Annotated in this window: 12 protein-coding genes; 3 read left to right on the top strand and 9 right to left on the bottom strand. The window is 45.2% G+C overall.

Translation table 11 applies throughout. The features are described 5' to 3' along the window. Positions 1 to 17: 17 nt before the first annotated feature. The 6 genes from BGK61_RS11135 to BGK61_RS11110 all read right to left on the bottom strand — a co-directional run bounded on the left by BGK61_RS11135 (position 18) and on the right by BGK61_RS11110 (position 7,329). A complete protein-coding gene (locus tag BGK61_RS11135; RefSeq protein WP_076010991.1) occupies positions 18 to 971 on the bottom strand; it encodes a hypothetical protein in 954 nt (317 codons plus the stop codon). Between the two features lie 208 nt (positions 972 to 1,179). Then, on the bottom strand, positions 1,180 to 1,764 hold the full coding sequence (locus BGK61_RS11130) for a single-stranded DNA-binding protein (protein ID WP_014947881.1): 585 nt from the start codon (positions 1,762 to 1,764) through the stop codon (positions 1,180 to 1,182). A gap of 267 nt (positions 1,765 to 2,031) precedes the next feature. Continuing rightward, entirely contained in the window at positions 2,032 to 3,594 is a 1,563-nt protein-coding gene (locus BGK61_RS11125) for a sodium/sugar symporter (protein WP_076010989.1), read from the bottom strand. 355 nt (positions 3,595 to 3,949) lie between these two features. Then, on the bottom strand, positions 3,950 to 5,089 hold the full coding sequence (galK, locus tag BGK61_RS11120) for a galactokinase (protein WP_076026070.1): 1,140 nt from the start codon (positions 5,087 to 5,089) through the stop codon (positions 3,950 to 3,952). Then, positions 5,082 to 6,137: a UDP-glucose--hexose-1-phosphate uridylyltransferase gene (locus tag BGK61_RS11115; protein ID WP_076012798.1), complete on the bottom strand. Its 1,056-nt coding sequence runs from the start codon at positions 6,135 to 6,137 to the stop codon at positions 5,082 to 5,084. The genes galK and BGK61_RS11115 overlap by 8 nt, the downstream gene beginning before the upstream one ends. A gap of 172 nt (positions 6,138 to 6,309) precedes the next feature. Then, positions 6,310 to 7,329, bottom strand: a complete 1,020-nt coding sequence (locus tag BGK61_RS11110; RefSeq protein WP_076012799.1) for an aldose epimerase family protein — start codon at positions 7,327 to 7,329, stop codon at positions 6,310 to 6,312. Between the two features lie 330 nt (positions 7,330 to 7,659). Here BGK61_RS11110 and BGK61_RS11105 point away from each other — a divergent pair, with 330 nt between their 5' ends. Further along, on the top strand, positions 7,660 to 8,661 hold the full coding sequence (locus BGK61_RS11105; RefSeq protein ID WP_014996928.1) for a LacI family DNA-binding transcriptional regulator: 1,002 nt from the start codon (positions 7,660 to 7,662) through the stop codon (positions 8,659 to 8,661). Between the two features lie 408 nt (positions 8,662 to 9,069). On the opposite strand, the gene BGK61_RS11100 is transcribed toward BGK61_RS11105, so the two are convergent. Further along, entirely contained in the window at positions 9,070 to 9,933 is an 864-nt protein-coding gene (locus BGK61_RS11100) for an alpha/beta hydrolase family protein (protein WP_076012800.1), read from the bottom strand. 231 nt (positions 9,934 to 10,164) lie between these two features. Between BGK61_RS11100 and BGK61_RS11095 the strand changes: the two genes are divergently transcribed. Beyond that, positions 10,165 to 10,779 carry a hypothetical protein gene (locus tag BGK61_RS11095; protein ID WP_076012801.1) on the top strand — a complete coding sequence of 205 codons (615 nt, stop codon included), beginning with the start codon at positions 10,165 to 10,167 and terminating at the stop codon, positions 10,777 to 10,779. A 74-nt stretch (positions 10,780 to 10,853) separates the two neighbouring features. On the opposite strand, the gene BGK61_RS11090 is transcribed toward BGK61_RS11095, so the two are convergent. Continuing rightward, a complete protein-coding gene (locus BGK61_RS11090) occupies positions 10,854 to 11,438 on the bottom strand; it encodes an HAD family hydrolase (RefSeq protein ID WP_076012802.1) in 585 nt (194 codons plus the stop codon). A 64-nt stretch (positions 11,439 to 11,502) separates the two neighbouring features. After that, a complete protein-coding gene (locus BGK61_RS11085; RefSeq protein ID WP_076026069.1) occupies positions 11,503 to 12,840 on the bottom strand; it encodes an MFS transporter in 1,338 nt (445 codons plus the stop codon). A 370-nt stretch (positions 12,841 to 13,210) separates the two neighbouring features. On the opposite strand from BGK61_RS11085, the gene uvrA reads away from it, so the two are divergent. Beyond that, the gene (gene uvrA / locus BGK61_RS11080; protein WP_076026068.1) at positions 13,211 to 16,042 is read left to right on the top strand and encodes an excinuclease ABC subunit UvrA; all 2,832 of its coding nucleotides are present in this window, start codon (positions 13,211 to 13,213) and stop codon (positions 16,040 to 16,042) included. Positions 16,043 to 16,053 lie beyond the last annotated feature (11 nt).

Here is a 16,053-nt window from a genome sequence, read left to right as displayed (position 1 = left end):
TAAAACCTAATTAGTATTCAGTTTGAAAGGTATTGCTTCCACCTTTCATCAAAAAGTGGTTTAAGAAATAACGGATATCCATCTGCCGCGAAGTTGATGTCTCTCAAGGTTTGGCTTTTTACAGGCGTAGATGTAATGTGAGTCAGCGCGCTGTTTAGATCATTCGTTACCGATTTTCCTAGTTCACTCTTAGAACACAGTACGCGCTTTGTTCCTCTTAATTGCTGTGACAGTTCGCTGATTTGATAGACATTAAGCGCATCGAGTTCTTCTTCCGGTAATGCCGAAAGCTCGCGGTGCCCTACATAACCAAAGTCTATTCTTCCACTTTCCAGCAGGGCAATGGTATGCATGCCTAAGTCTTTGCCCAACCCATTTAAACGTACCACATTGTTTTTTGTAGCCCATTGCTCAACAGTATCGGCGTATACGTTATTCACATCGTTGTAGAGTACCGTTCTCAAATTTTGCTGAAGCAGAGCGCGTAAAGAAATGGACTCAAAATATTCCTGCGTTGGCTGAGGCTGCGCGGTATCTAATTCATTTTTCAATGAAGGCTGAAGCGCGTTTCTTGCAACAATGAGTAGCGGTAAGTTTATAGAGGTTGGCTGGGAGTAATATCCCCACTCAGCGCGTTCTTCTTGGTAAGCGGCGCCATAGAAACAATACACTTTTTGCGCGGATTGTTGATGCTGTACCAACGACCATGCACGTTTAACCGGATAAGCTTCAAATTGGTGTTCGTAGTTATGCAGGTGTGTAGAGAGGTACGCCATGGCGTCATAGATGGGCCCTGAAGTGATACTGACACCACTGCCTTCAATTCCAAGCTCGGGTGGTCGCAACCATACTACTGTAGGCTTTTTGGAGGCGCAGCTTTCCCCTTCACATTCGCCGTCTGTTTGAGCAAACAACACGCTGCTTTTAAGACACAACAAAACAAAAGCCACCAAGGTTACTACTACTGACACTGCAAAAACCCAACCTTTTACACGTAATTCTTAAAGCTCACTCATCGCGTTTATGGGAAAACAACAATGGGAATATGATGAAATTATTTTAAGGTAATCGGGGGAAGAATGGCGGGCACCAATCTCATAATTGGGCGAACTTAGCTCAAAAAAAGAGCCGCTATTAAAGCGGCTCTTAGAATATTTTCAACACGTGAACTGTTTTTTCTTAAAACGGAATGTCATCGTCGAAGTCAAAATCTGGCTCAGCCATTGGTGGGTTCTTTGGCTGACCTTGATTGCCACCCTGAGGCGCTTGATTGTAGCCGCCACCTTGGTTTGAGTTGTAGCCGCCCTGCTGACCACCACCTTGCTGTGGCGCTTGGTTATAACCGCCTTGTGCAGGCGCCTGGTTGTAACCACCTTGGTTGTTTTGAGGACGTTGGTAACCACCGTTACCACCACCGCCTTCACCGCCGCGACCGCCAAGCATTTGCATTTGGTCTACGATAATTTCAGTGGTGTATTTATCTTGGCCTTGCTGATCTTGCCACTTACGCGTTTGCAATTTACCTTCAACATAAATTTGCGAGCCCTTTTTCAGGTACTCTCCGGCAATTTCTGCTAAGCGACGGTACATTGTAAGGCGGTGCCACTCAGTGCGCTCTTGAACCTGACCCTGTTGGTCTTTCCAGCTTTCGCTAGTTGCTAGGCTTAAGTTCGCAACGGCGTTTCCGTTAGGCATGTATCTAACTTCAGGATCATTGCCAAGGTTTCCAACAAGAATAACCTTATTAACGCCTTTCGTTGCCATTGATGTCTCCTGTAACGTTTTTAGTGGCTTGCTGTATAACTCTTCTTAGTAAGACATCAGCAAGCGCGAAAGTTCATCGAATATTAGCCGGTTAGTATACCGTATTTTATGAGGGAAAATTGAAGTTTTTCGCCACAGGTTTACGTTACTAACTGCAACACGTTCTAGAACTTAACAAAATTTATTGTCAGCGTCTTCTGCACTTTCGCGTTGTTTTTAGTTAATTTTAGCAAGGGCGTTGCGATTAAAAACGCCCTTCCTTGTCTGCTACCACCACGCAATGTAAAACGCCGCTGTAAGGATAACTACAGCGATAGATGCCACATTAAATCCGCTTGTGGTTTTGAACTGCACTTCGTTTAGGTCGACAGCGTTTTCACTGACACCTTTTTTCTCTAGCAGAGAAACAACCACAGCTAGAGCAACACAAAGCAGGAACACAAGTCCAACACGGTCAATAAACGGCAGTTCAGGCCAAAACAGCCAGAATGTTAAGCTTAATAAAAATGAACCTAACGCTGCAAGCAGACCACCGTTTGCCGTGGTTTTCTTCCAAAACATACCTAAAACGAACAACGCGCAGATACCTGGTGTAAAGAAGCCCGTGAATTCCTGGATATACTGGAATGCTTGATCGAAATTACCCAACAGCGGCTTGGCCACCACCATAGCAATGATAAGCGCAACCAAGCTTACGATACGACCTACTTTCACATAATGCTGCTGCGACTCGTTTGGACGCTTATCCTTATAGAGATCCATGGTAAAAATAGTAGAAACGCTGTTTGTCATCGACGCTAGCGAAGACACAATCGCCGCCACAAGCGCTGCGAAGATAATACCTTTAAGGCCAACAGGCATTAGTGTCATTAGGCTTGGATATGCTTGGTCTGGCTTAGCTAAGTCAGGCACAATAAGTACTGCTGCAATCCCCGGCAATACCACAATTAACGGCATTAGTAGTTTCAGGAATGCCGCAAACACAATACCTTTTTGCGCTTCTTGGACACTTTTTGCCGCCAATGTACGCTGAATGATGTATTGGTTAAAGCCCCAGTACGACAGGTTCATGATCCACATGCCACCAATCAATACAGAAATGCCCGGCAAGTCCATATAGTGTGGATTGTCTTTTGACAAAATCATGTCGAATTTTTCAGGGAGCTTGTTAGTTAGGTCAACAAAACCTTGGATGGCCCCATTGCCGTCGCTGATTAGGTTTAACGCCGTATAAGACAGAAACAATCCACCAATAACCAATAGCACCACTTGAATAATGTCGGTTAAAGCAACAGCTTTTAAGCCGCCGTAAAGTGAATAGGTTAACGAGAAAAGGCCTAAGAACATCATGCCATAAACCATATCAACACCCGCAATGGTATTGATGGCCAATGCACCTAACCACAGCACAGCCGTTAGGTTTACAAAAACATAAACGCCTAGCCAGAATATTGCCATTACCTTACGCACGCGATGATCGTATCGCTGCTCTAGAAATTGAGGCATGGTGTAGATTTTATGCTTTAGAAAGATAGGTAAGAAGAACTTGCCTACAATAAGCAATGTAATGGCTGCCATCCACTCATACGACGCTATGGCAAGCCCTAATTGGTAACCCGAGCCAGACATACCGATGATTTGCTCGGCGGAGATATTGGCGGCGATGAGTGATGCGCCAATTGCCCACCATGGCAGGCTTGAACCCGCTAAAAAGTAATCGTTGGTGTCTTTTTGATGACCCTGCTTTTCGCGAGAAACCCACCACGCGATTCCGATAAGCGCGACGACGTATACCACGAACAACGTGATATCTATTGATGCTAATTTCATAGTTTTTCCCAAAGTTCTTATTTTGGGTGCGGCGATTGTTATGCAGGGTACACAGGTGAAAAATTGTTTTTATTATTCTATTGGTTTTTGCCACACCGGTGTCACGTTTTTAAAACGCGTTTCGCAAAACACAATAAACCATTAATAGGCGAGAAACTCACCGTTAATTTTATCGCGTTGCTGCGGGTAGTATTAGTATCACACTTTGTTTACTTTTTTTAACTAGAAATGTGCACTTTTTGTAAAAAAAAGCCGCAACCAATGGATGCGGCTTAAGGGACACAAACAATTCTAAAGAATAGGATTGTTTAGAAAGGGGAGAGGTTTGTGCATTAGGTTCTATTTGGTTCGACTATCAGGCGAATGCACCCTGTGTAGCCGTACATACATAGATATCAGCGTTATAACCGGTTTCATCAAAGTACTTGTCGGCAACCACGCGCTTCACCGCGTCGACTTTGTCGGTAGGAACAAGGGCCACAACGCAGCCGCCGAACCCACCGCCAGTCATGCGAACACCACCCGATTTACCCAGCACTTCACCAATGATCTCAACCAAGTAATCGATTGGGCGAACGGTAATCTCAAAGTCATCACGCATTGAAATGTGAGATTGCGCCATGGCTTCACTAACCGTTTCGATGTCGCCAGTTTTTAACGCTTGGCTTGCTGCCAGTGTTCTAGCGTTTTCGGTAACAATATGCTTCGCGCGGCGATAAACCACCTCTGGCATATGTGCTTTAGCGCCTTCTAGCATTTCCATAGTTGCTTCGCGTAACGATGACACGCCCAACAAGGACGCGCCTTGTTCACACTGCTGACGACGCAAGTTGTATTCACTGTCAACCAATCCACGTTTAACATTCGAATTGATGATAACGATTTGGTGCGAGTCTGGTAGTGGTGAATGCTCAATGGCTAGCGACTGGCAATCAAGCAGCATTGCCATGCCTTCATTACCCATAGCAGAGATTAACTGGTCCATAATTCCGCATGAGCAGCCAACGAACGTATTCTCGGCTTTCTGGCCTAATAGTGCAGCCTGTACGCCATCAAGGGGCAACTCATACAGCGCGCTCAACGCTTTTAATATAGCTACTTCAAAAGATGCCGAAGAGCTTAATCCTGCGCCTTGTGGCACATTGCCCGTTACTAGTAAATTAGCGCCACCAAAATCTGGAATGGCCTCTTTTAGTACTTTTACTACGCCGCGAACATAGTTAGCCCACCCCTGCTCTTCGTCGTAATTAATTTCTGATAGCGAGAACCTGTTTTGCTGGTTTTCATAGTCCATCGCAGTGACCACGATGTCATTATCTTCGCGCTTGTTAGCCGCAACCCATGTTCCAAAGTTAATTGCAGCAGGAAATACGAAACCTTCATTGTAATCGGTGTGCTCACCAATAATGTTTACTCGCCCCGGCGCATGTGCAATTAACGCTGGCGCCTCGCCGTAATGCGTTTCAAATTTAGAAGAAATTACTTGATTATCCATTCGCATTCTCACGTTTCTTATAGTGCACTGTGGATAGTGCTTTTAATCTGTCTGCCGCTTGTTCAGGGGTCAAATCTCGCTGTGCCTCTGCCATCATTTCGTACCCAACCATAAACTTACGGACACTTGCTGAACGCAGAAGTGGCGGGAAGAAATGCGCGTGTAGCGTCCACTCTGAGTGCGCTTCGCTATCGAATGGGGCACTGTGCCATCCCATGGAATATGGGAAAGATGTATCAAATAAGTTGTCGTACTTAGTTGTGATTTCGCCAATGATCTTAGCAAGAGATAGTGACTGAGAATCTGAAAGCATGTGCATGGATTGCACGTCAAATCTCGGTAAAAGTAACGTTTCAAAAGGCCAAGCGGCCCAGTATGGTACAACTACAACCCAATCATCATTTTGACAAACGACTCGCTCTTGCTTTGCTACTTCTTGCTCGGCATAGTCCAACAGCATAGGAGTGCCGTTTTCACCGAAGTACTGCTTTAACTGCACGACCTTCTTCGCCGGATCAGTTGGCACATGCTGCTGAGCCCAAACCTGGCCATGAGGATGAGGATTCGAACACCCCATCATCGAGCCTTTGTTTTCAAAAACTTGCACCCAGCGATAGGTTTCACCAAGCTCAGCGGTTTGCGCTTTCCATGTATTCACGACTTCCAGGCGTTCTTCGTCACAAAGTTCAGGAAGTGTTTTACTGTGGTCAGGGGAGAAGCAAATGACGCGGCTACAGCCTTGCTCAGTCTCGAATTGGAAAAGCCCTTTTTTCTCACTCGCTTGTTCTGTATCTTGCTTCAGGGCTGCAAAATCGTTTTGAAAAACAAACGTTCCCTTATAGTCTGGATTAACTTCACCATTCACCCGTGTGTTAGTCGGGCACAAATAGCACGTCGAGTCGTAAGATGGCTTTTGTTCGTTATTTGGTTCTTCAGACGCTCCCTGCCAAGGGCGCTTAGCTCTGTGAGGCGACACTAACACCCACTCACCCAACAAAGGGTTGTAACGGCGATGTGGATCGTTGGTAGGGTCGAAAGGGGTTCCCATAATCACTCTCTCTGAATTAGCCAGCTACGCCGAAATGCGCAACATCAAATAGGGTTAAACGTTTACCCTAACAATGATATAGCAAGCGTCTATGTTTATCAATTACGGAACAAAGAAAATTAATTGTTAAATTAATAACAAATAATTTTCTTTTGTCGTTTATCCACTAATATTACGCGCTGAACTTATATCGCATGCTTGCCGTGAACGTTTCTCCTGGCTTAACAAAGCAGTTTGGAAACTCAGGCTTGTTGGGTGCGTCCGGGAAGTGCTGGGGTTCTAAGCACAGGGCACCAAGCTGATCATCACTCTTAAGCCCACCGGTGTAGAACTGCAGTCCAGGCAAGTTAGTAAATAGTGCCATAGTAATACCTGTATCAAGTGCCTTTACTATTGCTTGGGGGCTATGCTCCGGCGCATTACGCAAGACATAATTATGATCGTAACCTTCTACCCGGTCGAACAATGGGTGGGAATTAATTTGTTCTGCCCTTTGTTTTATGGCCGTTAGCGTTGTGAAGTCAAAGGGCGTGTTGGCGACATCGACCAAATCCCCTGTTGGCAATAAAGTGGTATCAGCATCTGTTACTTTGTCGGCATCTATATGCAACAGCGTATTACCAACCTTAGCGTCATTACTCAATGTGAAATAAGCATGTTGTGTAAAACTCAGTGGGGTTTCCTGGTCTGTGTTTGCGGTGATCACAAGGCATAATTCGTTGTCCTGATTGAGGGAGTAACAAGCTTCAACGTTAACAGTTCCAGGAAAGCCACCTTCCCCATCTGGGCTAGTTAAGGTAAAAGTAACGCTAACTTTGTCATCAGATTCTTGCGTTTTTGCCGCCCATACTTTTTTGTGAAAGCCTGCTAGTCCACCATGGAGATTATGCGCTCCGCCATTTTTGTCTAACGCGTATTGAACACCGTTTAAGGTAAATGTGCCGTGGCCTATTCTGTTTGCATAGCGACCTACAATAGCGCCACGATAACTTGGGTCGTCAATATAATCTTGCAGTGTGTTGTAACTTTGAACGCAACTCACCAGTTCGCCTTCTGCATTCGGAACCTGAATCTCTTTAATAATTCCGCCGTAATTGAGCAAGGTAACTGACATGCCGTTGTCGTTAGATAAAGTAAAGGCGTTTACGACTTCGCCTGCTACTTCACCAAAAGCAGATACGTTTATTTTCATAACAAAATTTTTACCTTAAAACATGCTTAGTAAATTGGCGCTCTCCCAACCTACCACATATTTTTATACATTGATGGATAATGTAATTTATCAGAATGCCAAGGAGGTTATACGTTTTCCACTCTTTTTCACAGCGCTTTGGTCAACAATAATGAATGGTAAAACCACTTCGCTTAATAGTCTTTTTCCTCTTCTCGAACTGGCTCCTTATACTAAGAAAGACAGCACAAGGTTATAGTTAGAATTTTATCTTTTTTTGTAAATATAATGTACGCTATAGCAACCAGGTCTTACGACCCTCCACGCACTAAAAACGAAGTTTGAAAGAAAATGGCAACTATAAAAGACATCGCCCAAGCCGCAGGGGTTTCACTGGCGACCGTATCAAGAGTTATTAATAATGGCCCTAAAGTGGGCAACGAAACTCGCAAGCGCGTCAAAAAGATCATGGAAGAGATGGGTTATCGTCCTAACGCAAATGCTCGGGCCCTTGTAACCAAACGCAGTGCGTCTTTAGGTGTTGTCATAGCTGAGCTGCATGACCCGTTTTTCGCTATGTTGGCCCACGGCGTTGAGTCAATAACCCGGAAGAACAACGTGCAAATTCTGTTAAGTGCCGGCTCTATTGAAAAAGAGACTGAGCTTCGTGCAATTGAAACCCTTTTAGAACATCGTGTAGAAGCCATGGTAGTGCATAGCAAAGCGCTTGATGACGAAACCCTTATCGGCTTTGCAAACCAAGTTCCTGGGTTTGTTTTGATTAACCGCTATATACCAGAAATTGCGAATCGTTGTGTGTGGTTAGACAATGTAACCGGCGGCCGACTTATGGCTGAATATGCTATTAACCAAGGTCACGAACATGTTGCGGTGATAAGCAGTCAGTATCGCATTGACGACCCTAATCACCGATTAGAAGGTATTAGAAACGCAATTAACAACGCCAACTTAAGTTTGCCTGAAAGCATGATTGAATACGCCACCCCAGACCAAGAAGGGGGCGAACTAGCAATGCAAAACTTGCTTGCTACAGGCGCAAAGTTCACTGCGGTTTTGGCTTACAACGATGCGATGGCATCTGGAGCAATGACCATGTTGCAAGACCATGGTATTTCAGTTCCAGAACAAGTCTCTGTGATGGGATACGATGATGTACTGTTAGCAAAGTATTGTCGTCCTAAATTAACTACCCTGCGTTATCCCGTAGAAATGATGGCTGCAAAAGCGGCGGAACTTGCATTGAAGTATGCATCGGGAAGCAAACCAGAAGAAGGCCTAACATTTAAGTATACCCCCACTGTCGTAAAACGAGACTCAATGGTAAGGGTATAGTCCTTCGCTTTTCATACGAAATAGATAAGATTAAAAAATACCCGCCAATGCGGGTATTTTTTTAATCACTTATAAGCCAGTTTGATGGACGATTAATCGTAATTCGATGTATTACTGTGCAACTGTGTTCTAAAAATTTCATGACATGAAAGTATTGACAAAAATAACCACTTGATCGTTTCGCTTCAGATTTTTATCCCCAATGAGGAAAAATGCCTGATCCTGCACAGCTTTACGATCAAAAAAGATTAAGATCGGAAGTAATTGCGCTACAGCGCTTGATTTAACTGATATTTCGTGATCCGACCAGAAAGTAACAGCAAGATCGTGATCTATTGTTTTATATGGCTATTAACAGACTTACCAACAAGGTTTTCCACCACTTATCCACAGCGTGTAAGGTTTAAATTACTGAGCGAATCTAGCTAAAAATTGTTTGTACTCCTGTATGGCATAATCGCTTTTTAGCGTTGCATTGTGCGTTGCCCCAGGAATAACAGAAATATACTTCTCACTGCTTGATGCGTCTTCTAACAACTGTTGGCTAATTGGGTAAGGCGTTATTTTGTCCTCTTCACCTACCACCAGCCATAGCGGCCCTTCATAATGACGTAAGATTGGAGCAATTTGCATACTATGAACTTCATCGTGAAGTTTCATGTTTGTGAAAGAATTAGAGAAACCCGGCACCATATTGGCAATTAAATCAGAAATGTTGTTGAAAGCGCCGTCTAATACCAAAGCGTCGATCTTTCTATTTGCAGCAACATAGCTTGCAAAATAGCTACCTATACCTCGACCATGAACAACGGTGGGGATTGAAGCATCAAAAGCACTCTGTACATAATCAAACTGTGTCAACGCGTCTTGCTTAATCGCATTAATACTTAAGTCCTTAGCTTTATCGCTTGCCCCAACTCCCTGATAATCGAGCCACAGGATGTTGGCAGGCAGCTTACCCAACCTATGAATAACACTATTATTCTCGCTAACAGGCATACGATTGTCTGCAAAGAAAACGATGTTAACGATAGGATCGGGATAAGACACGGCTACCCCTCTTAAGGTTAATCCTGTCTCATTTTTTATTTCAACACGGGTTATGCCCGCCGAGGTTTTATCTTTTTGAATAGCGGCATGCAGCTTTGTGGTATCGAGAGGCTTTTGCTGAGCATCTTGATAAAAAAAGGCCGACGGCGACACGTTAATCGCACACCCTAAGAGTGACACACTGGCAACTACACTGATTACTGCGTTTCTAAAAGTCATCATTTAAGAACTGTCCGTGTTGAATGGTTATGGCGAAATTTATATTTTGGTTATTAAAGCTTAGTGGTCGTGTCGCTATCAAAAAATCCGTATAGCAAAATAGACCGTTCCTCACTTAGGCTAAACGAGCTGTAACAGTTTGCAACAGTTGTTCTATTTCTTAGCGGAACAAACTTACTTATACTCGGTCAATATTACTTGCATAATCTATCTGCTTAAAACAAAAATAATTTAATGAAAAGTAAAATATTTTCTATACCTTGCCTTAAATCACCAGCGCGACTTTTTATTGCCTGCTGCACCCTACCTTTGCTGATTGCCTGTGAATCGACTCCGCCTGAGATGGACTCGTCCTTAATTCCTGCATCACAAAGAAAAGACTACCAACTAACTATGTCTAAAGCGAAAGCATGTCCTATAAACTTAGCTGAACTGAGCGATATACGTTCGAGCAAGGACCTATTAGTTGGGAACAGTAATGTAACGAAAGATACGCTCTATACGCTGTTACAACAAAGCTTAGAGGATATGAACGTTAGTCCAGATATTGAAGCAGCTAATAGCGTAAAAGTGGTATTAAACCGAGCGTTTATAAAAAGCTTGGGAAGTAATATGGTTGCCACCGTTGTGCTTAAGGTAAGGTATAAGCCAGACTATGCGGATGAGTATTCACCTGCTACAACCTTTAGAGGGCAAAGCATGAATGTGAATGCCAATATCAGCGAAGAACAGAGCAATCAAATTGCCATTGATGCAATGAAAACGGCCATAGATGATGCCACCAAACGCATTAAGTCTTCACTACTGCATAATTGCAGCGATGCTCTCGGAGAAATAGAGGCGGTATAAGCCTAAGAAATTATAGAGTGAGCGCGATTGATTAAGCGTTAGCGCTAAGCTCGAAGGCTCACTCAGCGTAAGATTTAGTAGATAAGCCGCCCATTATCGACCATAAAGCACGCCATGCCGCCGTTAACCGCCGCTTTTCGGCCCATGTCGGTGTCTTCAAACACCACACAATGCTGTGGTGCTACACCCATTAATTCTGCCGCACGCACAAAGGTTTCAGGGTGAGGTTTACCTTGAGTTACGTCATCGGCTGTAACTAGCGCAGATAATTGGGCTAGCAAGCCGTGTTCATTTAACACCATTTGCGCGTGCTGCCTATCTGAGCCCGTACCCACTGCAATGGGCATGATTCCCTTATAGTGATTAAACACGTTAAGGGTATCTTGAATAAGCCTTGGCACATGATCTAGCCCTTCGAAAGCCTGTTTTTTATATGAAGCAACCTCTGCTGGTGCGTGGTTTTTGCCATATTTGGCATTCATAAGATGTACGGTTTGAAAGGTAGGAACACCACCTAAACTGTATTGATAGTCTCGGTCAAAAGGGTAGCCAAACGCGTCGCACGTAAGCTGCCATGCATCAATATGCGCCCCCATAGAATCGACCAAAGTGCCATCCATATCAAAAATAATGGCTTTATAGCGGCTTAGGTCAATCATGGTGTTCGCTTCCTTTTTAAAATGGTGTAGTGCTAGCCCTTCATGGTTGCAATGCGATGAGCAATTATGCTGACAACACGTCTCGCGCTTTAACTGCATCGAAATCACGATCTACTTTCAGGTATACCGCGTTATTTTGACTGTTTAGTGTCACTTCTAATACACCAGGTACTAACATCAATTCAGCTTCGATAGTGGAAACATTTGAACCGTTAAATTCACCATGCATCATAACGCGCTTAACGCGGCTCACTTCTTTAACCCCAAAAATAATGAACAGCCAAAGCAAAGTGCTAGCAGCACCAATCCCATAAGCTAACTCTTGCGACCAAATATCGGTGACTAAACCTGAAATTACACCACCCAAAAACGCACCAAAAAATTGAAAACTTGCGTAGAGGCCCATGGCTGTTCCTTTTTGTCCTGCAGGCGCAATGCTCGACACCAATGCAGGAAAATTCGCTTCCAAATAATTAAAGCCGGTAAAGAAAAGTACCACAGCCACGGTAACCCACCACCAGCTATGGTCTTCTAGGCTCAGCGCCAAAAACGCGCCGCCCATTAATACAACACCAGTTACAAGGAGTGATTTAGGCGTACGGCCCCTTGCTGCTCCCATCATTATAATCAGACCTACAATTGACGCGCCTAAAACGGGTAAGTAAACCGTCCAGTGACTGTCTAGCGTCATATCAAAGTTCAGTAGCGTTACGGGCAGTTGAACAAACAATAGCGTTATCATCATATGTAGGATCATCACGCTGATATTTAAACGCCATAACTGAGAAGAAAAAATTAAGCGCTTCAGCTGGTCTTTTTGTGGCAGTGTATCGCCACTGCTAAGCTGCACACCATTTGGCACTACCCATTTAACCAGCGGCATACAAAGAATGGCCAGAATACCAGTGATACCAAACACACCGGTAAGCCCGTAGCTGTTAGCAATAAGTGGCCCTAAAATAACCGCTAAATAGAATGAAAAGCCAATGGCTATGCCTATGATAGCTAACACTTTGGCACGCTGACTTTCCCGGCTGACATCCGTAGCCAGCGCCATTATCGCACCTGCAATAGCCCCAGCGCCTTGGAGAATACGCCCAACAATCATCATGGCCATACTGTCGGCGTTTGCTGCGACAAAGCTTCCTAATGCAAATACAGCAAGCCCCAGCAAAATAACGGGTTTGCGCCCCCATTTGTCAGACATCATGCCCATAGGAATTTGCAGCGCAGCTTGGGTTAGGCCATATCCACCCACGGCAAGCCCTACCAAAAGCGGTGAATAATCCGGGTAGTCCATCGCGGCTACAGCCAACACGGGCATAACCATGAACAGCCCCATCATGCGTAATACGTAAACGGAGGCGAGTGCAAGCGCGGCGCGTAATTCCAAAGCGTTCAAAGCGTCTGTTTCCCTCAATAGATAAAATCAAAAAAACAAAAAAGCGCGCAGAGAACACTTGTTTCTGCAGCATCAAAAATAAGGACGCGAAGTGTAGCATAATACCGGTCCCCATAAATAATTACCCACTCAGCGAGACTTAAATTCGATTAATACAATTGGCATTTTCTTTCACTCGTGTGGTCGATTTAGCCCTTTTGCCTTAATAGGGGTTTAAAAGTGGGGATAAAATCACCATTTCCCAACGCAGATCTGTAAGCTTATGTCCGTGAGGTGATCTGCTTACTCCGCTTACAGTATAACTTGAATGTCATATCACTTTACTTGACACCTATGGCATACTGATTCTTTTTCTCTCATTTAGGCTTCAATGGATAAAATCGAAATTCGCGGTGCTCGCACCCACAACTTGAAAAACATCGATTTAACACTGCCACGAGACAAACTGGTGGTGATAACCGGCCTTTCAGGCTCGGGTAAATCGTCTCTTGCTTTTGACACGCTATATGCAGAAGGTCAGCGTCGTTACGTTGAATCTTTGTCTGCTTATGCCCGTCAGTTTCTATCTATGATGGAAAAACCAGATGTTGATCATATTGAGGGTTTATCACCAGCAATATCCATTGAGCAGAAATCAACATCGCATAACCCCCGCTCAACGGTGGGTACCATCACTGAAATATACGACTATCTGCGTTTGATGTTCGCGCGAGTGGGCACGCCACGCTGTCCAGACCACGATGTGCCGCTAGATGCACAAACGGTCAGCCAAATGGTCGATAAAGTGTTAGCGATGCCCGAGGGCAGTAAGTTAATGCTGCTAGCGCCTATTGTTAAAGAGCGTAAAGGCGAGCACGTTAAGACGCTGCAAAACTTATCTGCTCAGGGCTTTATTCGCGCGCGTATCGACGGTGAAGTGTGTGATCTATCCGATCCGCCATCTCTCGATTTGCACAAGAAGCACACCATCGAAGTTGTGGTTGACCGCTTTAAAGTGCGCGACGATATGGCGCTGCGTTTAGCGGAATCGTTCGAGACGGCGCTGAGCCTTGCTGGCGGTAACGCGGTTGTGGCTGATATGGACGATAAAGACGCAGAAGAAATTGTGTTTTCTGCTAATTTCGCCTGCCCACACTGTGGTTACAGCATCAGTGAATTAGAGCCGCGCCTGTTTTCATTTAACAACCCAGCGGGCGCCTGCCCTACCTGTGACGGCTTAGGCACAAGACAGTTCTTTGACCCCGCACGCGTAGTCGGCAATACCGAATTGAGTCTGTCTGGCGGCGCTATTCGCGGATGGGACAAGCGCAGCTATTACTACTTCCAAATGCTACAGGCAGTAGCAGACCATTATAAATTTAGCCTTACCGCGCCATTTGAAGAGCTCGATAAAAAGCACCAAGACATTGTGCTTTACGGGTCTAAAGGCAAGTCGCTGTCGTTTAAGTACATAAACGAGCGCGGCGACGTAATGGAGCGTAAGCATCCATTTGAGGGCATTATCCCTAATATGGAGCGTCGCTATCGCGAGACCGAGTCGAACTCGGTGCGCGAAGAGCTAGCAAAATATTTAAGCCAGCAGCACTGCAGTAGCTGTAACGGCACGCGTCTGCGTGTTGAAGCACGTAATGTATTTATACAAGATACCAACCTGCCAGCCATTGCTGACATGTCGATTGCCGATGCGTACGGCTTCTTCGAGACACTGAAACTTGAAGGTCAACGTGCTCAGATAGCCGAGAAGATTTTGAAAGAAATCATGGACCGCTTGCGCTTCTTGGTAAACGTAGGTCTTAACTATCTTTCTATGTCGCGCAGCGCCGATACTCTATCGGGCGGTGAAGCTCAGCGCATTCGACTGGCAAGTCAAATTGGCGCAGGCCTAGTGGGCGTTATGTACGTGCTGGATGAGCCCTCTATCGGTCTTCATCAACGGGATAACGAACGCTTACTTGGCACGCTTACGCACTTGCGCGACCTGGGTAACACCGTACTAGTTGTAGAGCACGACGAAGATGCCATTCGCGAAGCCGATTACATTGTAGATATCGGCCCGGGGGCGGGTGTACATGGCGGTGAGATAATTGCCGAAGGTTCGCTGGAAGATATTAAGAACAGTGAACACTCACTTACTGGAAAATACCTATCTGGTAGAGAGAAGATTGATATTCCTGCAACACGCACACCGGTTAAAGACGATAAGTGGCTAGAGCTTTTAGGCGCTACCGGCAACAACTTGAAGTCTGTTGATTTACGTATACCTACCGGTGTTATGACCTGTGTGACGGGTGTATCGGGCTCGGGCAAATCAACGCTGATTAATGACACCTTCTACAAAATTGCGCAGCGCGAGCTGAACAAAGCGACTACTTCTGAACCAGCGCCGCATAAGTCGATGACAGGATTAGACCAGCTCGACAAAGTGGTCGATATTGACCAAAGCCCTATCGGCAGAACGCCGCGCTCTAATCCGGCGACTTACGCTGGCATTTTCACTCCAATTCGCGAAATGTTCGCCGGCACACAAGAGTCGCGTTCACGAGGTTACAAGCCTGGCCGCTTTAGCTTTAACGTAAAAGGCGGTCGATGTGAGGCGTGTCAGGGTGACGGCGTAATTAAAGTGGAAATGCACTTTTTGCCAGACGTGTATGTGCCTTGTGACGTGTGTCAGGGCAAACGCTATAACCGTGAAACCCTTGAGATAAAGTACAAAGATAAGAACATTCACGAAGTGTTGGAAATGACGGTGGAAGATGCCCGTCAGTTCTTCGATGCTATTCCGGCTATTTCACGTAAATTGCAGACCCTCATGGACGTAGGCTTGTCATATATTCGACTAGGCCAAGCCGCCACTACGTTATCAGGTGGTGAAGCACAGCGCGTGAAATTGGCGAAAGAGTTGTCAAAAAGAGACACTGGGCAAACACTCTATATCTTGGATGAGCCAACCACCGGGTTGCATTTCCACGATATTAAACAGTTATTAGCCGTCCTTCACAGACTGCGCGATCACGGTAATACCGTTGTGGTTATTGAGCATAACCTAGATGTGATTAAAACCGCAGACTGGATTGTTGACCTTGGACCGGAAGGTGGATCCGGAGGTGGCCAGATTATTGCAGAGGGAACACCTGAGCATGTGGCACAACAAGAAGTTTCACATACAGGTCGATTCCTGAAACCCATGCTCACACAAGCTTGAGCCGGTAACGA

The sequence above is a fragment of the Alteromonas abrolhosensis genome (assembly GCF_001953635.1).
GTDB classification, from domain to species: domain Bacteria; phylum Pseudomonadota; class Gammaproteobacteria; order Enterobacterales; family Alteromonadaceae; genus Alteromonas; species Alteromonas abrolhosensis.
The sequence above is the reverse complement of the archived record's forward strand: the minus strand, read 5'-3'. Positions and strand labels throughout refer to the sequence as shown.